This window comes from Agrobacterium sp. CMT1 (assembly GCF_037203725.1).
GTDB classification, from domain to species: domain Bacteria; phylum Pseudomonadota; class Alphaproteobacteria; order Rhizobiales; family Rhizobiaceae; genus Agrobacterium; species Agrobacterium pusense.
This window is the reverse complement of record NZ_JBBCAR010000002.1, coordinates 397,915-418,353: the sequence shown is the minus strand read 5'-3', so window position 1 is coordinate 418,353 and position 20,439 is coordinate 397,915. Positions and strand designations below refer to the sequence as shown.

Genomic DNA, 20,439 nt, shown 5'->3' with positions numbered 1-20,439 from the left:
GCCGGAAACTCTTTCTTTGCAGATGCATAGCCATCAAGGCTTGCGTAAGCCGAAAAACGCGACTTTGACGCTATGCTGCGCAGTCGTCCGGCGCCGCAGGCACAAGGACTTCCGGGATGCCACTATAATGGTTTGAAGTGGGCGAAATGGCGGACAGGGTGGGATTCGAACCCACGGTACGCTTTCACGCACACACGCGTTCCAGGCGTGCGCCTTAAACCACTCGGCCACCTGTCCTTTTTCAAGTCTGCATGTCATGAAGAATGCAAATCACTGGAACGGCGCGATATATACCGATGAATTCGCAGGGATCAACACGAATCTGACAGTTTTTTGAATTGTCGGCAATTTCATGCCTTTCGATGCGATTGCAATCGCGTTTTCCGGCCTTTATCCATGCAGGAAATGTTTCAAAATGTGGCTGCCGTAAGCGGCAGACCGTGAGCGAGGTATCCCAATGAAAGCTTTTTTGCGTTTTTTGAGCTTTCTTTTCCTCGCCGCAGCGATTTTTCTGGGTGTGCTCGATTCGATCCGCTCTGTTTCCACGTCATCAGTCACCATCACCGGCATATTGTCAGTCTGGAACTATCTTCTTCCTGCTTCGCGAACCATGGTGGAAGCGTCTCTGGCTCACTATATTCACCCTGAAGCGTGGCGCTTCATAGAAAATGCCCTGTCGGCACTGCCTGCATTTGCCTTTTTCCTCGCTCTGTCCCTCCTCTGCTGGATGGCCGGTTACAGAAAATACAAGGCGACGAGACGTTTGGCGGTCTGACGGGGCTGGCGCCCGCGGATGTGAACCGTGAGAAGCGGCGGAACTGGCCGCATGGAGGACCGAATGTTCCTGTTCGATACGCTTTCTAAAAAAACGACGATGCCGACCGAAGAGACGGCGTTGCCTGGCCGTGAAGAGGCTCTCGTTGTGCCGGAACTTCACTTCGTCAACGGCAGACCTCTGAAGGGGCCTTATCCGGATGGCTTCGAGACCATCTATCTCGGCATGGGTTGCTTCTGGGGCGCGGAGCGGTTGTTCTGGAAGACGCCCGGCGTTTGGGTGACGGCGGTCGGTTATGCCGGCGGCTTTACCCGCAACCCGACCTATCAGGAAACGACGACGGGTCAGACGGGCCATGCCGAGGTGGTCAAGGTTGTCTACGATCCGGCGGTGATCTCGCTCGGGGCGCTCTTGAAGATATTTTTCGAGGAGCATGATCCCACTCAAGGCATGCGGCAGGGCAACGACATCGGCACGACCTATCGTTCCGCCATTTATGCAACGACGGAAGGGCAGCTGCAGCAGGCGCAGAAAGCTCGAGACGCATTTCAGCAGGCTCTGGAAGAGGCTGGCCATGCCGGCGCCATCACCACCGAGATCGGGCCGCTTGAAACCTTTTATTACGCTGAGGACTATCACCAGCAATATCTTGCCAAGAACCCGAGTGGCTACTGCGGCCTCAGGGGAACCGGCGTAAGCTGTAATATCGACTAGTTTTTTTGCAGTTCTGCCCGGTGGAAAGACTAAAAAATCGCCAGATCAAAGTTTTTCCACCGGGTCAAAAAAACCGGATGAATTTTTCATTGAGCCATGCAAGGATATGAGGCAAGCACAGCCGGTATAACGGCTGGCGGTTCCGCAGACATTCCCGGGAAACGGGATTGCGGGAGGACCCTTAAAATATCAATTGCAACAACAGGGCTGCACAATGAAAAAATCCCTTCTGACGCTTTTTGCGCTTGCCGCAATGTCGGCCTCCGCGCTCGCCGCGGATATCAAGCCTGCGCTGGTCTATGGCACGGGCGGCAAGTTCGACAAGTCGTTCAACGAGGCCGCTGCGGCCGGCGCTGAAAAGTTCAAGGCGGAAACCGGCATCGAATTCCGCGATTTCGAACCGACCAGCGACACGCAGGGCGAACAGGCCATCCGCAACTTCGCCAGCAAGGGTTTCAACCCTGTCGTCGCCGTATCCTTCGCCTGGACCTCGGCCATGGAAAAGGTTGCCGCCGAATTCCCCGACACCAAGTTCGTGATCGTCGATTCCGTCGTTGAACTGCCGAACGTCCGCTCGGTCGTCTACAAGGAGCACGAAGGTTCTTACCTCGTCGGTCTGCTGGCCGGCATGGCTTCCAAGACCGGCAAGGTCGGGTTTATCGGCGGCATGGACATTCCGCTGATCCGCAAGTTCGCTTGTGGTTACGCTCAAGGCGCCAAGGCTGCCAACGACAAGATCGAAGTCTTCCAGAACATGACCGGCACCACCGGCGCTGCCTGGAACGACCCTGTGCGCGGCGGCGAGCTTACCAAAAACCAGATCGATCAGGGCGCGGACGTGATTTACGCGGCAGCCGGTGCGACCGGTATCGGCGTGCTCCAGACTGCCGCCGACAACAAGAAATTCTCGATCGGCGTCGATTCCAACCAGAACCACCTGCATCCCGGTTCGGTTCTGACCTCGATGGTCAAGCGCGTCGATCTGGCCGTTTACAACGCCTATAAGGACGCCAAGGATGACAAGTTCACGCCTGGCATCGTTGCTCTCGGCGTCAAGGAAGACGGCGTTGCCTACGCGCTCGACGATAACAACAAGGCGCTCATCACGCCTGAAATGACTGCTGCCGTGGACAAGGCCAAAGCCGACATCATCTCCGGCGCCGTCAAGGTCCATGATTACATGGCGGACAATTCCTGCCCGAAATGATATGATATGTGGCTGGGGCGCATGATGTTTTTCATCTTGCGCCCTTTTCATATCCAGCCTTCGGAGAGGTTTCGGTTTGAATATGGACCCTGCAATCGAACTCGTGGGCATCGACAAGAAATTCGGTGCCGTACACGCCAACAAGAACATCAATCTGACAATTGCCAGGGGTACGATCCACGGCATCATCGGGGAAAACGGTGCCGGAAAGTCGACTTTGATGTCGATCCTCTACGGTTTTTACCAGGCGGATGCCGGTGAAATCCGGGTGAACGGCACGCCGGTTTCGATCCGCGACAGTCAGGCCGCCATCAATGCCGGTATCGGCATGGTGCATCAGCACTTCATGCTGGTCGAAAATTTTACCGTGCTGGAAAATGTCATGCTGGGCGCAGAAGGCGGTGCGCTGCTGGCCAATGGCCGGGCTGGTGCACGCAGGGAGCTGAAGCGCCTGGAAGACGATTATGGACTGGAAGTCGATCCCGATGCGGTGATCGAGGAATTGCCAGTCGGCCTCCAGCAGCGCGTCGAAATTCTGAAAGCCATGTATCGTGGCGCGGAGATCCTGATCCTTGACGAGCCAACCGGCGTTCTGACGCCGGCAGAGGCCGATCACCTGTTCAAGATCCTCGGCGTGTTGCGTGATCAGGGCAAGACAGTCATTCTCATCACCCATAAGCTGCGCGAGATCATGGCGATCACGGACTCCGTCTCCGTCATGCGTCGTGGCGAGATGGTGGCGACCCGGAAGACCTCCGAGACGAGCGTCGAGGAGCTGGCCGAACTGATGGTCGGCAGACGGGTGCTGCTGCGGGTGGAGAAGGGCGAAACGACGCCGGGCGACGTTCTTCTGTCGATCCGCAATCTCACCGTCAAGGATAGCCGCGGCGTCACCATGGTCGATGACGTTTCGCTGGATGTCCGAGCAGGTGAAATCGTCGGTATAGCCGGTGTCGCAGGCAACGGCCAGTCGGAGCTGCTGGAAGCCATCGCTGGCATCCGAAAGCCCTATTCCGGCGAAATCTGGGTGGACGGAAAGAAGGTGGATCGCCCCGATCCCGCAATTTTACGCAGGCTTGGCCTCGCCCACATCCCGGAAGACCGCCATCACATGGGGCTGGTGCTGAAATTCGAGGAATATGAAAACTCCATCCTTGGTTATCATCACGACGAACGTTACGGCAAAGGGCCGTTCCTCAACCCCGAGGCCATTCGCAGGGATGCGGTCGAGAAGATCGAGAAATACGATATCCGCCCGCCAAACCCGCAGCTGAAGACCGCCAACTTTTCCGGCGGCAACCAGCAGAAGATCGTTGTCGCCCGTGAAATCGAGCGTGACCCCAAGATGCTGATCATCGGCCAGCCGACACGCGGCGTGGATATCGGCGCGATCGAATTCATTCATCGCCGCATCATCGAAATGCGCGATGCTGGCAAGGCGATTTTGCTGGTTTCCGTCGAACTCGATGAAATCCGGTCGCTGTCGGACAGGATCATGGTCATGTTCGCAGGCCGGGTCGTCGGAGAAAAAACGGCGGAAGCCGAAGAACAGACGCTGGGCCTGATGATGGCCGGCATCGCCGCATGAGGCATGAATGAGCACCGCTTCCGTACCGCTGCCAAACTGGATTACTTACGGCCTCCTGCCGTTTCTCAATGTCGTTACCGCCTTTCTGATTTCCGGCCTCGTTGTCTGGTCCATCGGTGAAAACCCGCTGGCGGCGCTGCGCCTGCTGATCGAAGGGGCGCTCGGCCGTGGTGATGCCATCGGCTTTACGCTGTTTTATACGACGAGTTTCATCTTCACCGGCCTCTCCGTCGCCGTCGCCTTCCATGCCGGGCTCTTCAACATCGGCTCCGAAGGTCAGGCCTATGTCGGTGGCCTTGGCGCGGCGCTGGTGGCGCTGGCGCTCGATCGTTATGTGCCATGGTACGTGACGATGCCCTTCGCCGTCATCGGCGCTGCTGTTTTTGGCGCCGCCTGGGCCTTCATTCCGGCTTGGCTGCAGGCAAAACGCGGGAGTCACGTGGTCATCACCACCATCATGTTCAACTTCATTGCTGCGGCCTTGATGGTTTACCTGCTGGTGAACGTGCTGATCGTGCCCGGCAAGATGGCGCCGGAAACCCGCACTTTTCTGCCGGGCGGCCAATTGCCGAAACTCGACTGGCTGATGGCTCTCTTCGGCCTGAAGCTTGGTCCGGCGCCGTTTAACGTCTCCTTCCTGATAGCGTTGGTGATGTGTTTTCTGGTCTGGGTGCTCATCTGGCGCACCAAGCTCGGTTATGAAATGCGCACGCTCGGCATCAGCCCCTCCGCCGCCATTTATGCCGGTATTCCCTATGCACGCACCGTCATCATCGCCATGCTCATCTCAGGCGGTCTGGCGGGCATGATGGCGCTGAACCCGGTTATGGGCGCGTCGGCCCGTCTGCAGGTGGAATTCGTCGCCGGTGCGGGCTTCGTCGGTATCGCCGTGTCGCTGATGGGCCGAAGCCATCCGCTCGGCATCATCTTCGCGGCATTGCTTTTCGGCATTCTCTATCAGGGCGGCGCAGACCTTTCCTTCGAGATGCCCAACATTACCCGCGAGATGATCGTGGTCATTCAGGGTCTTGTGATCCTTTTCGCCGGCGCGCTGGAATATATGTACCGGCCTGCAATCGTCCGCATTTACCAGCGTCTGGCAAAGGGGTGAGCTGACATGGATTTCTTCGATATGCTGGTCAGCATTCTGGGCTCGACCGTTCGTCTCACCATTCCGCTTCTCTTTACCGCACTGGCCGGGCTCTTTTCCGAGCGGGCCGGCGTGTTCGATATCGGCCTTGAGGGCAAGATGCTGGCAGCGGCCTTCGCTTCCGCCTGCGTTGCCTATATCACGGCGAACCCCTGGGCTGGCCTCTTGGCCGGTATTGCCGTCTCGATCCTGTTCTCGCTGATCCACGGCTTTGCTGTCATCACCAATCGCGGCAACCAGATCGTGTCGGGCGTGGCGTTGAACTTCATTGCCGCCGGCCTGACCGTGGTGCTGGGACAGGCCTGGTTCGGCCAGGGCGGACGCACACCGCAGCTTCCGGGCGAGGGGCGTTTTGCCCCGATCATCCTGCCCGGTGCTGATGCCATGCGCGAGGTTCCCTTCATCGGCCCGCTCTATGCAAACGTCATTTCCGGCAACAACATCCTCACCTATCTTGCCTTCCTGGCGGTGCCGCTGTCCTGGTGGGTGCTTTACCGAACGCGTTTCGGCCTGCGCCTGCGCGCGGTCGGTGAAAATCCGGGCGCTGTCGATACGGCTGGTATTTCGGTGACGTGGATGCGCTTCCGCGCTGTCATTGTCGCCGGTTTTCTCTGCGGTTTTTCGGGCGCCTATCTTGCTGTGGCTCAATCCGCTGCCTTCATCGCCAACATGTCGGCGGGCAAGGGCTACATCGCGCTCGCAGCGTTGATATTTGCGAAATGGAAGCCGGTGCCGGTCATGTTCGCCTGCCTTCTGTTCGGTTTTCTGGATGCTGTCGCGAACTTCATGCAGGGTAAATCCGTGCCTGGCATCGGCGAAGTGCCGGTGCAGATATTCCAAGCCATGCCCTATATTCTGACCTGCATCCTGCTTGCGGGTTTCATCGGCGTTGCCAAGCCCCCGAAGGCCGGTGGCGTTGCTTATGCGAAGGAGCGTTAACCCCATGTCCTCCGACCCGAAATCCGATCCGCAGGCCCATGCCCTGTTTGAGGCGGCAGTAGAGGCCATGGCCTTCGCCCATGCCCCCTATTCAAAATTTCCGGTCGGTGCGGCAATCCGCGCCGAAGACGGCAAGATCTACAAGGGCGCCAATATCGAGAACACCTCCTTCCCGCAGGGCTGGTGCGCAGAACCATCAGCCATCAGCGCCATGATCATGGGCGGGGCGAAAAAGATCAATGAAGTCGCCGTTATCGCCGAGAAGCTGCCGCTCTGCTCTCCTTGTGGCGGCTGCCGCCAGAAGATCGCCGAGTTCGCCACGCCGGAGACAAAGATCTATCTTTGTGACGAAACCGGCGTCCAGAAGGTCATGACCATGGAAGAGCTGCTACCCTCCGTCTTCAAGACCGAGCTGCCCTGATGACCGACGGTTTGATCGACATTCTGGTGGACCGCCTGAACGGCCTCATGCCGCGCGTCGCCATCGTGCTTGGCTCCGGCCTGGGATCGCTGGTGGAAGAGGTGAGCGAGCCGATCGGCATTCCCTATGCCGAGCTGCCCGGCTTTCCCGCCGGCGGCGTTTCCGGCCATGCGGGCGAACTGGTGGCCGGTTATCTCGGCGGTGAGCCCGTCATGATGCTGTCGGGTCGGGTCCATTTCTACGAAAAGGGTGATCCCGCAGCGATGCGCCCGGTCATCGAAGCGCTCGCCGGCCTGGGCGTGCAGTCGCTCATCCTCACCAATTCGGCGGGCTCGGTCAGGCAGGATATGCCACCCGGCTCCGTCATGCAGATCACCGATCACATCAATTATTCCGGCATGAACCCGCTGATCGGTGAGGAAAGCGACCGCCGCTTCGTCGGCATGACGACGGCTTATGATCCTGATCTTATGCTTGCCATGCGCAATGCCGCCATCCGTGCGACGGTGCCATTGTTCGGCGGTGTCTATATGTGGTTCTCTGGCCCCAGCTTCGAAACACCGGCGGAAATCCGCATGGCGCGTCTGCTGGGGGCGGATGCCGTGGGCATGTCTACCGTGCCGGAAGTCATCCTTGCGCGCTTTTTCGGGATGCGCGTCGCTGCCGCATCGGTTATTACCAATTACGGTGCCGGCATGACCGGCGCGGAACTGAGCCATGAAGAAACCAAGGACATGGCTCCCGTGGGTGGCAAAAGGCTTGCCGCCATTCTGAAGGAAATGATCGCAGGAGGAGCGTGACCATGGAACTCCAGCGTCCGCGCGAAGCGGCTGCCCTCACTTTGTCCTTGCTGGACCTCACCAACCTCAAGGAAGACTGCACGCCACAGCAGATCGCCGCGCTCTGCCAGCGGGCGCATACGGAGTTTGGCAATACGGCCGCCATCTGCATCTGGCCGCGTTTCGTGGCGCAGGCGCGCGCCGCCTTCGGAAAGGACCACACGATCCGCATTGCAACGGTCGTCAATTTTCCGTCGGGTGATCTTGATGTCGCAACCGTGGTCGCGGAAACCGGGGTGGCGATCCGCGACGGTGCGGATGAAATCGATCTTGTCATTCCCTATCGCAAATTCATCGCGGGCGATGAAACCGCGGTTTCCGACATGGTGGCCGCCGTTCGCAAGGCCTGCGCTACACCCGTGCTGCTCAAGGTCATTCTCGAAACCGGCGAGCTGAAGGACAAGGCCCTGATCCGTCGGGCTTCCGAAATTGCCATTGCCGAAGGCGCCGATTTCATCAAGACCTCGACAGGCAAGGTTGCCGTCAACGCCACGCTGGAGGCGGCTGACATCATGTTGCAGGCGATCCGCGACAGCAAACAGAAGGTGGGCTTCAAGCCGGCCGGCGGGATCGGTACCGTGGAGGACGCGACACTTTACCTGCGGCTGGCGGAAACCATCATGGCGCCGAACTGGGCCATGCCTTCGACGTTCCGTTTCGGCGCTTCAGGTCTCCTTGACGACGTGCTGAACGTTCTGGCCGGCGGAGAGCCCGCCAGGACCGCCAGCGGGTATTGAGCTTGATCCCGCAGGAAACCATCCGCCGCAAACGCGATGGCCTGGCGCTCTCGCCGCAGGAGATCGCCGCATTCGTCGAAGCGCTGTCGAAAGACGGCATCTCGGAAGGGCAGGCGGCGGCTTTTGCCATGGCGGTGTTTTTCCGTGGCATGAACCGAGATGAGATGGTGGCATTGACACTTGCCATGCGTGACAGCGGTGATGTCCTGTCCTGGAGCGATATCGGCAGGCCGGTTGCCGACAAGCACTCGACCGGTGGCGTTGGAGACAATGTCTCTCTGATGCTCGCCCCGATCGTAGCCGCCTGTGGTCTCGCTGTGCCGATGATTTCCGGCAGGGGCCTTGGACATACCGGCGGCACGCTGGACAAGCTGGAAGCGATTCCCGGTTACAATGTCATGCCGGACGAGGCTCTGTTTCGCCGGGCGGTGAAGACGGTCGGCTGTGCCATCATCGGTCAGACGGGTGACCTCGCCCCCGCTGACAGACGCCTCTATGCCATTCGCGATGTGACCGCGACGGTCGATTCCATACCGCTGATTACGGCTTCCATCTTGTCGAAGAAGCTGGCGGCCGGGCTGCAGACGCTTGTGCTTGATGTCAAAGTCGGCAACGGCGCCTTTATGCAAAGCATTGACGATGCACGAACGCTCGCCCGCGCGCTGGTCGATGTGGCTGTTGGCGCAGGTTTGCCGACAACGGCGCTGATAACAGATATGAACCAGCCGCTTGGCGATGCCGCCGGCAATGCCGTTGAAATCGTCAATTGTCTCGATTTTCTGGCTGGTCGCAAGGCTGGCAGCCGTCTGGAAAACGTGGTTCTGTCTTTCGCGGCGGAAATGCTCGTGCAGGCTCAAAAAACGGCCACACTGGAAGAAGGCGCAGCACTGGCATCGGCCGCCCTCTCCTCCGGCCGGGCAATGGAAATTTTCGCGCGAATGATTTCGGCATTGGGCGGGCCGACGGATTTCGTTGAAAATCCTTCCCTTTATCTGCCGTCCGCGCCAGTCACTCTTCCGGTCCAGGCCGCGAGCAGCGGCTGGCTGACATCCTGCGCAACGCGCGAACTCGGCATCGCCGTCGTCGGACTTGGCGGCGGCAGACGAAAACCCTCGGACAGGATCAATCCCGCCGTTGGTATTTCGAATATCCTGCCGCTTGGGATGAAGGTGGAAAAGGGAGAACCGATTGCCATTGTCCATGCAGCGTCCGGAGAAGACGCAGCCTACGCCATTAAAGCGATAACGGCCTGCTATGGAATCAGCGACGACGCGCCGGAAGTCGCTGCACCCGTTATCGAGCGGATCACCTGACCAGCCGCATTTCGCCGCCAGAAACCTTGAACGACGATAATTGCTTCAGGAAGCTCATGCCGACCAGCATGTTGCTCAGTGCATTGTCCTTCAGCACCATGGCGTCGACATTCTGCACGCGGATCGTGCCTATCTCCACCCGGTCGAGCTTCACATAGGCGGCCATGGTCTGACCGTTGGCGGTTGAGATCGCGTATTTGAAATCCAGACTGTTGACGCCGTATCCGAGCCGACGTGCAATCGTCTCATTGATGGCAACCGTTGAAGCACCGGTGTCGATAAGTCCGTCGAATGATTTGCCGTTGATACGAAAGGTGGCGTTGAAGTGGCCGCGGGCGTCAGCTTTCAGATTGACTCCGCCCAACGAAGCAGGCTGGGGTTTGGCTGCTTCGGCCACAATTTCGGTTTTTGCTACGCTGCTTTCCGGGCGCGGCTGAAATTTGTCCATCAGAATGGGTATTTGCGTGGCGCCGATGGAAAGGCCAACAAGCAGAAAAATCGCGCGCGCCAGCAAGTCTTCACTCCTCCGAGGGCCGGTTACCCCTGGCAAGAATAGACGCAAAACATGCCGAAATCTTAAAAGAAAAAGCCACCCGCCGCTGATCGGGCGGCGAATGGCGTAAAAGGTTAAGCGATGATGAATGGTTACTTGGTGCCGTACATGCGGTCGCCGGCATCACCGAGGCCGGGGACAATGTAACCCTTCTCGTTCAAATGCCTGTCGATCGCGGCGGTGTAGATCGGCACATCGGGATGTGCCTCACGGAAATTCTTGATGCCTTCGGGGGCTGCCAAAAGACACAGGAAGCGGATGTTCTTCGCACCACGCTCCTTTAGCTTTTCCACGGCGGCGATGGAGGAGTTGCCGGTCGCCAGCATGGGGTCGACAACGATGACCAGACGGGCATCGAGGCTTTCGGGAGCCTTGAAATAATATTCGACGGCCTCGAGCGTATCGTGGTCGCGATAGACGCCGACATGGGCAACGCGCGCCGAAGGCACCAGTTCGAGCATGCCTTCCAGAAGGCCGTTGCCGGCGCGCAGGATGGAGGCGAAAACCAGCTTCTTGCCTTCCAGCACCGGTGCCTGAATGGTCTCGAGCGGCGTATCGATGGTTTCCATCGTCATTTCAAGATCGCGCGTCACTTCATAGCAGAGCAGCGTCGAAATCTCCCTGAGCAGGCGGCGGAAGCCGGCTGTGGAGGTTTCCTTCTTGCGCATGATGGTGAGTTTGTGCCGCACCAGCGGATGTTCGATGACTGTGACGCCGTCCATGAAACTGGCCTTCCTTTTTTCTTGTGCCCCTGTAATTGACCGAAAGTCGGCTTTTCGCAAGCCTTCTTCGTGGTTTTACCCTACCAACAGCTGCATCAGGCGCCGTCGAGTTTTTTAAGCAGCCTTCCGCGCGTTGCCTCGTCAACGAAGGCACATTCCAGTGCGGTGCGGGTCATGCTGTTTATCTCGCCATCGCTGAAGCCGAACTCGTCGGCGGCCAGCGCATATTCCCGTGCAAGTGAGGTAAAGAAGAATGGCGGGTCGTCGGAGTTGATGCAGACCCGCACTCCCGCGTCGCTGAGGGCTCTCAGCGGATGGCTGGCGAAGTCGGGATAGACCTTGAGCGCAATATTGGAGCCGGGGCAGACTTCAAGGACTGTTCCGGTTTCGGCGAGCCGTGCAACGAGACCGGCATTCTCGATTGCCCGCACGCCATGCCCGATGCGGGATGGTTTGACGAGATCGAGTGCATCGGCCACGCTTTCCGGCCCGCAAACCTCGCCGGCATGAATGGTCAATCCAAGGCCGGCATCGCGTGCGATATCGAAGGCGCGCGCATAATCGGCGACGCGGCCCATGCGCTCCTCGCCCGCCATGTTGAACCCCGTCACCAGCGGATGTTGGGTGCGCGCCGCATATTCGGCCGCGGCGATCACCCGCTCCGGACCGAAGTGCCGCTCGCCTGTGACGATGATGCGGGTTTCGATACCCGTCTTGTCCCTTGCAATCCGGATTCCTTCGGCAATGCCAGCCAGATAAGCGTCGGCGCCAAGCCCGATGCGGTCGCCATGGTCGGGCGAAATGATCAGTTCGCTATAGATCGTATTGGCTTCCGCGAGTTCGGTCAGATAGGCCTCGGTGAGAACGGCATAATCCTCATCCGTCTTGAACACCTGTGCCACCGCATCATAACAACGGATGAATTCGGCGAAATCCGACCATACATATTGGCCGTTCCGCAGAAAGCTGCTGGTGTCGATTCCGTATTTTTCAGACTGTTTCGCGACGAGGGCGGGCGGGGCCGCACCTTCGATGTGGCAGTGAATTTCCGCCTTCAGCAAATGCGATGTCAAATGAAGCTCCTGCCGTGAGAACCGGCCTCGATACCTAGATGGTGGGCGATGCTTTCGCCGATATCGGCGTAGCTTGAACGAATGCCGACATCGCGCGAGCGAATGCCCGGGCCGAATGCCATGATCGGCACTCTTTCCCGTGTGTGGTCCGTGCCCCGCCATGTGGGGTCGCAGCCGTGATCGGCGGTCAGAAGAGCGATATCCCCAGGCGCCATCTTGCGGTGGATTTCGGGGATTCGCGCATCGAAAGCCTCAAGGGCGGCGGCGTAACCGGCGACGTCGCGGCGATGGCCATAAAGCATGTCGAAATCGACGAAATTGGTAAAGACGAGATCGCCGTTTTCCGCCTCGTCGATAGCCTGCAGCGTCGCATCCATCAGGGCGGCGTTGCCGTTTGCCTTGATAACGCGTGAAACGCCCTGGTGGGCATAGATATCGCCGATCTTGCCGATGGCGTGCACTTTTCGGCCGGCCTCCACAAGCCGGTCGAGCAGAGTAGGCTCCGGTGGCAGCACGGAAAAATCGCGGCGGTTGCCGGTGCGTTCGAAGGTCGCGACCGTTTCGCCAACGAAGGGGCGCGCGATGACGCGGCCTATGTTCAGCGGATCGAGCAGCTTGCGTACCGTCTCGCAGAGCGCGATGAGCCGCCCCAGGCCAAAATGCGTTTCGTGTGCGGCAATCTGGAACACGGAATCCGAAGATGTGTAACAGATCGGCTTGCCGCTCCGGATATGTTCTTCGCCGAACCGCGCGATGATCTCGGTGCCGGAAGCATGGCAATTGCCGAGAATACCCGGAAGATCCGCCTCCTCGCAGATCGCTGTCACCAGTTCCGGCGAAAACGCATCGCCCTCCGTCGGAAAATATCCCCAGTCGAACGTCACCGGCGTTCCCGCGATCTCCCAGTGACCGGACGGAGTGTCCTTGCCCTTCGAAACTTCGCTGGCGCAGCCATGCAGGCCAAAAATGCGTTCCGGCGCCTCCATGCCGGCGGGAATGTCACCACTTGCCTGCCTTGCGATCTCCAGCAGGCCGAGCGAACACATGTTCGGCAGCTTCAGCGGTCCGGACCGTAGTCCCGTTCTGTCAGCTGCACCGGCAGCGCAGAATTCCGCGATGTGACCGAGCGTATTCGCTCCAAGATCGCCATAGTGCTCCGCATCGGGCGCACCGCCGACGCCGAAGGAATCCAGAACGAGAAGAAATGCTCTTGCCATAACTCACCGAAACGAAGCTGCGCCGACGGGCATGTCAGGCCGAACTGTCGTTATAGATCAGCAAAACGTGAAGAAGGAAGGGGTTTTGTGAACCATTCGGTAAAATCGGCCGCTCAATCCTTGCCCTGCTTTGACCTCGGGGCGTTCAGATTGCGCAGCACATACCAGCCCGCCGCGACGACCATGGCCGCGAGAATGTTCCAGGTAATGGCGTAGGAGAGATGGTTGTTGGGGAAGGTAAGCATTGTCTTGCCGCCGACCGGCAGACCGCCGGGATTGGGTGCCGCATCGGCATCGACATAAAACGGTGCGACGCCCGAAAGGCCGGAGGCCTGCGATATCTGCGGAATATTGCGGGAGTACCAGCGTCCATTTGTGGGGTCATTGGTGCGGAGGAAAAGCCCGCCTGTTTCGGGTGCACGCATCAGCCCGATGACCTCCGCGCGGCCTGTCGGCTGACCTTCCTTTCGCGATGACGGGTCTCGCCTGTCGGACGGGACAAAGCCGCGATTGACGATGATGCTCGTGCCATCATCTCGTCTCAGCGGTGTCATGACCCAGTAACCCGGGCCGAGATCGGTAACTGTATAGACCTGGACCTCTTTGTCGTTGAGGAATGTGCCCGAAAGTCTCACACGGCGATATTCGTACTCCGCTGGCTCGCCGAGCGCCGGCCACTGCCCGGCGGCGGGCGCATCGGTGGGTTCCGCGTGCACACGGGCCTCGACACGCTCAATCAGGTCGAGCTTCCAGGAAAGTCTTTTGACCTGCCAGGTTCCAAGAGCCAGCAGCAGCCCTGTCAGGGCGACGGTCAGAAACAGAACGACGATGGCTGCGGGGCGAATGCCGCGCTTGGGGGGCGTTGTTTTGGTCATGTCACGGTCCTTGAGAAGCATGTCTGGCGGAGGTGTCGTCCACCTGACCGGGCCTCATCGCCCCGAATGCGCTTCTTCCAGCAGATAACCCCATAAATCGCGCCACGATTCATGGGGTTATGTGTTGGCGCGGAAGTCGGCCTGCCGGGCTTCCGGCAGGCCGCAATTTCTGATCAAGGCAGGTTTTTCACATCTTCGATGTGCAGCGGCATCATGTTCTTGTTCATGTTGTACATGACCCACAGCGAACCGGAGAGCGTGATCAGCAGCACCACGACGGTGAAGATCAGCGCCATGAAGGTCCAGCCGCCTTCCGACTTGGTGTCCATGTGCAGGAAATAAATCATGTGCACGAAGATCTGGATGACGCCGAGGCCCATGATGGCGATGACGAGCAGCGTCTTGTTTTCAAGGACGTCGCCCATGACCAGCCAGAAGGGGATCGCCGTCAGAATGACCGAAAGGATGAAGCCGATCATGTAGCTTTTGAACGTGCCGTGGCTCGCGCCATCATGGTGATGATGGTCGTCGCCATGCGCGTCGTGATGTGCGTGTGCTTCGGAACTCATCAAAGAACTCCCATGAGGTAAACGAAGGAGAAGACGCCGATCCAGATGACGTCGAGGAAGTGCCAGAACATCGACAGGCACATCAGGCGACGCTTGTTCGCCGCGATCAGGCCATGCTTGGCGACCTGCACCATCAGCGTGACGAGCCAGATGATGCCGAAGGTGACGTGCAAACCGTGGGTGCCGACCAGCGCGAAGAACGACGACAGGAAAGCCGAACGGTGCGGACCGGCTCCTTCTTCGATCAGGTGATGGAACTCGTAAAGTTCGACGGCAAGGAAGGCGAGGCCGAAGAGACCGGTGATTCCGAGCCAGACCAGGGTCGTCTTCACCTTCTGCTTTTCCATTTCCAGCATGGCGAAGCCATAGGTGATGGAGGAGAAAAGCAGGAAGCCGGTGTTGATGGCGACGAGCTTGAGATCGAACAGATCCGCGCCCGAAGGTCCGGCCGCATAGCTGCGGCCGAGGACGGCGTAGGTGGCAAAGAGCACGGCGAAAATCAGGCAGTCGCTCATCAGGTAGAGCCAGAAGCCGATCGAAGTGCCGTTCTCCGGATGATGGTCTTCCTTCAGGTAAAAGACCGGTGGTTCAGCGCCATCGACGCTTTGTGCAGGTGTATGAGCCATGTTTCGTTACGCCTGTTTCGCGAGCAGCTTGGTACGCTCCGCCTCAACCGTGGAGACGTCGGAGGCTGGAATGTAGTATTCGCGATTGTAGTTGAAGGTATGGGCGATCGAGACCGCGACGATGCCGATGAACGACAGAACTGCCAGCCACCAGATGTGCCACACCAGGGCAAAGCCCAGCACCACGCTGATGGCGCTGATGATGACGCCCGAGCCGGTATTCTTCGGCATGTGGATTGGGATGAAGCCTTCCAGCGGGCGGCTGTAACCGCGCTTCTTCATGTCCGTCCAGGCGTCAACATCATGAATGACGGGCGTGAAGGCGAAATTATACTGCGGCGGCGGAGAAGACGTCGACCATTCCAGCGTGCGGCCATTATAGGGGTCGCCGGTGACGTCACGCAGCTTGTCGCGCTTCAGGAAGCTGACGATGAGCTGGATGACGAAGGAGGCGATGCCGAGCGCGATCAGGAAGGCGCCGAAGGCGGCAATCAGGAACCAGATCTGAAGAGAGTTGTCTTCGAACTGGCTGAGGCGGCGGGTAATGCCCATCAGGCCGAGAATATAGAGCGGCATGAAGGCAAAATAGAAGCCGGTGAACCAGAACCAGAAGGACAGCTTGCCCCAGAACGGATCGAGACGATAGCCGAAGGCCTTCGGGAACCAGTAGACGATGCCGGCGAGAACGCCGAACACCACGCCGCCGATGATCGTGTTGTGGAAGTGGGCGATCAGGAACAGCGAGTTATGCAGCACGAAGTCCGCTGGCGGTACGGCGAGAAGGACGCCGGTCATGCCGCCGATGACGAAGGTGATCATGAAGCCGATCGTCCACAGCATCGGCACGTCGAACTTGATGCGGCCCTTATACATGGTGAAGAGCCAGTTGAAGATCTTTGCACCCGTCGGAATCGAGATGATCATCGTCGTGATGCCGAAGAAGGCATTGACGTTTGCGCCCGACCCCATGGTGAAGAAGTGGTGCAGCCAGACGATATAGGACAGGATGGTGATGACGGCAGTGGCGTAGACCATCGACGCGTAACCGAAGAGGCGCTTGCCCGAGAAGGTGGCGACGATTTCGGAGAAGATACCGAAAGCCGGCAGTACCAGAATATAAACTTCGGGATGGCCCCAGATCCAGATGAGGTTGACATACATCATCGGATTGCCGCCGAGGTCGTTGGTGAAGAAATTCGTACCAGCGTAGCGGTCAAGGGTCAGAAGCGCGAGCGTTGCGGTCAGGATCGGGAAGGATGCCACGATCAGGATGTTCGAACACAGCGACGTCCAGACGAAGATCGGCATACGCATCATGGTCATGCCCGGCGCGCGCATCTTGATGATGGTCACGATTAGGTTGATGCCTGACAGCGTCGTTCCGACACCCGCGATCTGCAGACCCCATATATAATAGTCGACCCCCACTCCCGGGCTTCCGTCGATGCCGGAAAGCGGCGGATAGGCAAGCCAGCCCGTCTGCGCATATTCACCGATGAACAGCGAGATCATGGTGATGACGGCGCCAGCCGTGGTCATCCAGAAGGAGAAATTGTTGAGGAACGGGAATGAAACGTCGCGGGCGCCGATCTGCAGCGGCACTACGAAGTTCATGAGACCGGTGATCATCGGCATGGCCATGAAGAAGATCATGATGACGCCGTGGGCGGTGAATATCTGGTCGTAGTGATGCGGCGGAAGATATCCCTCCGATCCGCCGGAGGCGATGGCCTGCTGCACGCGCATCATGATGGCGTCGGCAAAACCGCGCAGAAGCATGATAAGCGCCAGAATGATGTACATGATACCGATCTTCTTGTGATCGATGCTCGTGAACCATTCATTCCAGAGGTAGCCCCACAGCCTGAAATAGGTGATGGCGCCGACGACGGCGATGCCGCCCAGAGCCACGGCCGCGAAGGTGGCGACAAGAATGGGCTCGTGAAGCGGGATTGACTCCCAGGTTAGCCGTCCGAACAGGAACGACGTTTGATCGGAGTTGACGACCATTTTAGCCTCTTGCGATTCAAAGACGTAAATTCGGCGCGGACAGGCCGCGCCGCAGAATGCCGGGACGTATCGTCAGCCAGCGACTTGTTTGGTTTCCGGCAGCGCCGCAGGTTCGAAAGTCTGGCCTTCGATAGCAGCCGGAGTGGATTGTGGACCGCTGGCGACGCCATAAGGCGCAAGCGGGGTGCAGACGACGGAGTTAAGCGCCTTGGCGATGTCGATGCCTTCCTTGCCGCCGCCGCCATTGGCGTCGATATGCATCATGTCACGCATGCAGAGCTTGTTGGGCTCCACACAACGGTTGAGGATGGCGCTGTAGAGTTCCGGATCGACCGAAGCGAAATATTGCACCGGCTCGCGCTCCGAAGGCTTGGCGAATTCGAGATATTCCTGGCGCCCGAAGCCCTTGCCGCCTTCCTTTGCCTTGGCCACCCACTGGTCGAAGCCCTGCTGGCTGAGGCCGTGGAATTTGAAGCGCATATGCGAGAAGCCGGGGCCGGAGAAGTTGGCCGAGAAGCCGTCATAGACGCCTTCCTTGTTGATCACGGCATGCAGCTTGGTCTGCATGCCGCCCATGGCATAAATCTGGCCGGCCAGTGCTGGAACGAAGAAGGAGTTCATCGCCGTCGTGCCGGTGATCTTGAAATTGATCGGAACATCGACCGGAGCGGCGAATTCATTGACGCTGCCAATGCCGAGTTCAGGGTAGAAGAAAAGCCACTTCCAGTCCATGGCCACAACTTCGACGGTGATCGGCTTGATATCGGCGGTGACCTGACGGTTCTCGTCGATGCGCTCCAGCGGCCGATAAGGGTCGAGTCGGTGGGTGGAAATCCAAGTCACGGTACCGAGCATCAGAATGATCGCGACGGGTGCCGACCAGATCACCATCTCAAGGCGCGTGGAATGGTGCCACTCGGGATCGTAATCCTCGGCCTTGGCCGACTCGCGGTACTTCCATGCGAAGAACAGCGTCAGGGCAATGACGGGAACGATGATCAGCAGCATCAAGACCGTGGACGTGATGATAAGATCGCGCTGCTGGATGGCGACGTCGCCCGAAGGATTCATGACAACAAGGTTACAGCCGCTGAGCAGCAGCATTGCCGGAATTGCCAGGAGGGCGGATGGGAGTTTTTTGATCATGCGCACGTTCTTTGAACTCGTACAGTTTGGATTATGCCGCGAATAATTGCCGAACATCATTTTTCAAATGAGGTATATTGTCGCGGTGCAGCGAAATCTTTGCGATGCACCATGTGGCGGTCAAAGCTGCGTTTACAGGCGGAGCGCGTGCATTATCGCATAGGAAGCCCGTGGGGCAAGCCTTTCTTCTCAAACTTCAATTGACGTTACGTAGGGTGCGTGTGACAATCCGTCGCATCGTAACGCAACGGAAGAGGAGCCTGCGCGTTACATGAAATGGTTCGTCCATGACGCAGGAGGAATATTATGAGTTATACGAATGCTGCTCCATCTTTTGGGCAGGCGCCAGAGGCGAACGGACACGGTGCCGGCCCCGTAAAGGTCGATCCGGATCGCATTACGATTGCAGTCATTCTTGCGAGAATGACGGAGTTTTTTGATTTTTTCATTTACGCCATCGCCTCCGCGCTCGTTTTTCCGCATGTCTTCTTCTCTTATGTGGATCCGCTGACGGCCACGCTTTATTCCTTCGCTGTCTTCTCTCTCGCTTTTATCGCAAGGCCGATCGGTTCTCTGATCTTCCTCCAGATCGACCGCAGGTTCGGCCGCGCCGTCAAGCTGATGGCCGCGCTCTTCACGCTCTGCGGTTCCACCATGGCGATCAGCTTCCTTCCATCCTATGCCGAGGCTGGCATGCTGGCTCCCTGCCTGCTGGCGGTTTTCCGTATCGGCCAGGGCCTTGGCCTCGGCGGCGCCTGGGATGGCCTTGTCTCGCTGCTCGCCATGAACGCTCCGCCGAGGCAGCGCGGCTGGTACGCCATGATGCCGCAAATCGGGGCGGCCATGGGTTTTGGCCTCGCCAGCGCCTTCTTCATCGTTTTCGTCACGCAGCTTTCCAGTGCAGAGTTTTTGGCCTGGGGTTGGCGTTTCCCCTTCTTCGTGGCGCTGGCGCTGAATGTGCTTGCGCTCTTTGCCCGCCTTCGCATGATCGTGACGCCGGAATTCCAGGCCATGCTGGAACAGCATGAACTGGAGCCGCGTCCCATGTTCAGAATGCTGCGGTCGCAGTTCCCGGTGGTTGTCACCGGCGCTTTCGTGCCGCTGGCGAGCTTTGCGCTCTTCCATCTCGTCACCGTCTTCCCGCTGAGCTGGGTTTCTCTCAACACCAGCCAGCGCGTGTCGGACTTCCTCTTCGTGCAGTTCGTCAGCGCCATCATTGCCGGCGGCATGATTGTCGTTTCGGGCATTCTGGCGGATCGCATAGGGCGGCGGAAACTTCTGGCCATCGCGGCGGTCCTGATTGGTCTCTTCAGCCTTGTGGCCCCCGTTCTCCTCAGTTCCGGTGATATCGGCCGTTATCTTTTTGTGCTGATCGGCTTCTCGCTGCTGGGCCTGTCCTTCGGTCAGGCGGGTGGCGCGCTCGCCTCCCGCTTCAGCCGCGAGTACCGCTACACCGGCGCATCTTTGACCTCGGACATTTCCTGGCTGATCGGTGCCGGCTTCGCGCCGCTCGTGGCGCTCGGATTTTCGTCCAAATTCGGCCTTTTCGCGGTCGGCATCTACCTCATGTCGGGCGCCCTGTGTACGCTTATTGCCCTCTGGTTTAGCCGCACGCTCGAAATGCCGTCTGAGTGATCTGGGCAATTTAAAAAACTCCTGAAGCAGTCACGCCGCGGAATCCTGTCGGATTTCGCGGCGTTTTTGTTTTTTTATTGCGCCGTATCGATTTTAATCTTGACTTTCCTAATCATGAAATATTACGTAAGCAATACTGACGTAATTCGGCGTATTTTTTGCGCTTGAAAATCGAACATTAGGGAACGCGATGCGAACGAACACGATCATTATTTGCGAAAATGCGGCGATTGCCGCCCAGCCGTTTGACGGCCGCAAAACGACCGTTCGCGCCATCAAACGCCGATAAGCAGAAGAAGAGGAGCAGCCAGGTCGCCTGCGGCTCCGCCC

Annotated in this window: 20 protein-coding genes and 1 tRNA gene; 11 read left to right on the top strand and 10 right to left on the bottom strand. The window is 58.6% G+C overall.

The annotated features are described in order from the left end of the window. Positions 1-147: 147 nt before the first annotated feature. Positions 148-237: transfer RNA gene (locus WA845_RS04720), tRNA-Ser, on the bottom strand. A 220-nt stretch (positions 238-457) separates the two neighbouring features. Between WA845_RS04720 and WA845_RS04715 the strand changes: the two genes are divergently transcribed. The 10 genes from WA845_RS04715 to deoA all read left to right on the top strand — a co-directional run bounded on the left by WA845_RS04715 (position 458) and on the right by deoA (position 9,683). Next, positions 458-775: a hypothetical protein gene (locus WA845_RS04715; RefSeq protein ID WP_006699814.1), complete on the top strand. Its 318-nt coding sequence runs from the start codon at positions 458-460 to the stop codon at positions 773-775. 63 nt (positions 776-838) lie between these two features. Further along, positions 839-1,489, top strand: a complete 651-nt coding sequence (gene msrA, locus WA845_RS04710; protein WP_112556088.1) for a peptide-methionine (S)-S-oxide reductase MsrA — start codon at positions 839-841, stop codon at positions 1,487-1,489. A gap of 214 nt (positions 1,490-1,703) precedes the next feature. Beyond that, positions 1,704-2,696, top strand: a complete 993-nt coding sequence (locus WA845_RS04705) for a BMP family lipoprotein (protein ID WP_004439166.1) — start codon at positions 1,704-1,706, stop codon at positions 2,694-2,696. A gap of 82 nt (positions 2,697-2,778) precedes the next feature. After that, a complete protein-coding gene (locus WA845_RS04700) occupies positions 2,779-4,284 on the top strand; it encodes an ABC transporter ATP-binding protein (RefSeq protein WP_034496172.1) in 1,506 nt (501 codons plus the stop codon). Positions 4,285-4,291: 7 nt separating this feature from the next. Beyond that, positions 4,292-5,395 (top strand): ABC transporter permease, encoded by a 1,104-nt coding sequence (locus WA845_RS04695; RefSeq protein WP_004439171.1) that lies wholly within the window; start codon positions 4,292-4,294, stop codon positions 5,393-5,395. Between the two features lie 6 nt (positions 5,396-5,401). Further along, complete coding sequence (locus tag WA845_RS04690) at positions 5,402-6,373, top strand: ABC transporter permease (protein WP_004439173.1); 972 nt, start codon at positions 5,402-5,404, stop codon at positions 6,371-6,373. Between the two features lie 4 nt (positions 6,374-6,377). Continuing rightward, positions 6,378-6,794 (top strand): cytidine deaminase, encoded by a 417-nt coding sequence (locus WA845_RS04685; RefSeq protein WP_337322210.1) that lies wholly within the window; start codon positions 6,378-6,380, stop codon positions 6,792-6,794. Beyond that, on the top strand, positions 6,794-7,594 hold the full coding sequence (locus WA845_RS04680) for a purine-nucleoside phosphorylase (protein ID WP_112556084.1): 801 nt from the start codon (positions 6,794-6,796) through the stop codon (positions 7,592-7,594). The genes WA845_RS04685 and WA845_RS04680 overlap by 1 nt, the downstream gene beginning before the upstream one ends. A gap of 2 nt (positions 7,595-7,596) precedes the next feature. After that, positions 7,597-8,370, top strand: a complete 774-nt coding sequence (gene deoC / locus WA845_RS04675) for a deoxyribose-phosphate aldolase (protein WP_112556082.1) — start codon at positions 7,597-7,599, stop codon at positions 8,368-8,370. Next, the gene (gene deoA, locus WA845_RS04670; protein WP_337322209.1) at positions 8,367-9,683 is read left to right on the top strand and encodes a thymidine phosphorylase; all 1,317 of its coding nucleotides are present in this window, start codon (positions 8,367-8,369) and stop codon (positions 9,681-9,683) included. The genes deoC and deoA overlap by 4 nt, the downstream gene beginning before the upstream one ends. On the opposite strand, the gene WA845_RS04665 is transcribed toward deoA, so the two are convergent. The 9 genes from WA845_RS04665 to cyoA form a co-directional block, all read right to left on the bottom strand. Then, complete coding sequence (locus WA845_RS04665; protein WP_045533136.1) at positions 9,676-10,197, bottom strand: TIGR02281 family clan AA aspartic protease; 522 nt, start codon at positions 10,195-10,197, stop codon at positions 9,676-9,678. The genes deoA and WA845_RS04665 overlap by 8 nt on opposite strands. A 131-nt stretch (positions 10,198-10,328) precedes the next feature. Continuing rightward, complete coding sequence (upp, locus tag WA845_RS04660) at positions 10,329-10,958, bottom strand: uracil phosphoribosyltransferase (protein WP_004439188.1); 630 nt, start codon at positions 10,956-10,958, stop codon at positions 10,329-10,331. 95 nt (positions 10,959-11,053) lie between these two features. Next, positions 11,054-12,031, bottom strand: a complete 978-nt coding sequence (locus WA845_RS04655) for an adenosine deaminase (protein ID WP_112556078.1) — start codon at positions 12,029-12,031, stop codon at positions 11,054-11,056. Then, complete coding sequence (locus WA845_RS04650; RefSeq protein WP_112556076.1) at positions 12,028-13,248, bottom strand: phosphopentomutase; 1,221 nt, start codon at positions 13,246-13,248, stop codon at positions 12,028-12,030. The genes WA845_RS04655 and WA845_RS04650 overlap by 4 nt, the downstream gene beginning before the upstream one ends. Positions 13,249-13,361: 113 nt before the next feature. Continuing rightward, a complete protein-coding gene (locus WA845_RS04645; protein WP_337322208.1) occupies positions 13,362-14,123 on the bottom strand; it encodes an SURF1 family protein in 762 nt (253 codons plus the stop codon). Positions 14,124-14,296: 173 nt separating this feature from the next. Beyond that, complete coding sequence (gene cyoD / locus WA845_RS04640) at positions 14,297-14,692, bottom strand: cytochrome o ubiquinol oxidase subunit IV (protein WP_004439196.1); 396 nt, start codon at positions 14,690-14,692, stop codon at positions 14,297-14,299. Further along, complete coding sequence (gene cyoC / locus WA845_RS04635; RefSeq protein WP_006699805.1) at positions 14,692-15,318, bottom strand: cytochrome o ubiquinol oxidase subunit III; 627 nt, start codon at positions 15,316-15,318, stop codon at positions 14,692-14,694. Before cyoC ends, cyoD begins: the two co-directional genes overlap by 1 nt. A gap of 6 nt (positions 15,319-15,324) precedes the next feature. After that, positions 15,325-17,328, bottom strand: coding sequence for a cytochrome o ubiquinol oxidase subunit I (gene cyoB, locus WA845_RS04630; protein WP_004439200.1), 2,004 nt, complete (start codon positions 17,326-17,328; stop codon positions 15,325-15,327). A 72-nt stretch (positions 17,329-17,400) separates the two neighbouring features. Then, positions 17,401-18,474 (bottom strand): ubiquinol oxidase subunit II, encoded by a 1,074-nt coding sequence (cyoA, locus tag WA845_RS04625; protein ID WP_034496355.1) that lies wholly within the window; start codon positions 18,472-18,474, stop codon positions 17,401-17,403. Positions 18,475-18,780: 306 nt separating this feature from the next. Here cyoA and WA845_RS04620 point away from each other — a divergent pair, with 306 nt between their 5' ends. Then, positions 18,781-20,109, top strand: coding sequence for an MFS transporter (locus WA845_RS04620; RefSeq protein WP_004439203.1), 1,329 nt, complete (start codon positions 18,781-18,783; stop codon positions 20,107-20,109). The last annotated feature ends 330 nt before the right edge of the window (positions 20,110-20,439 follow it).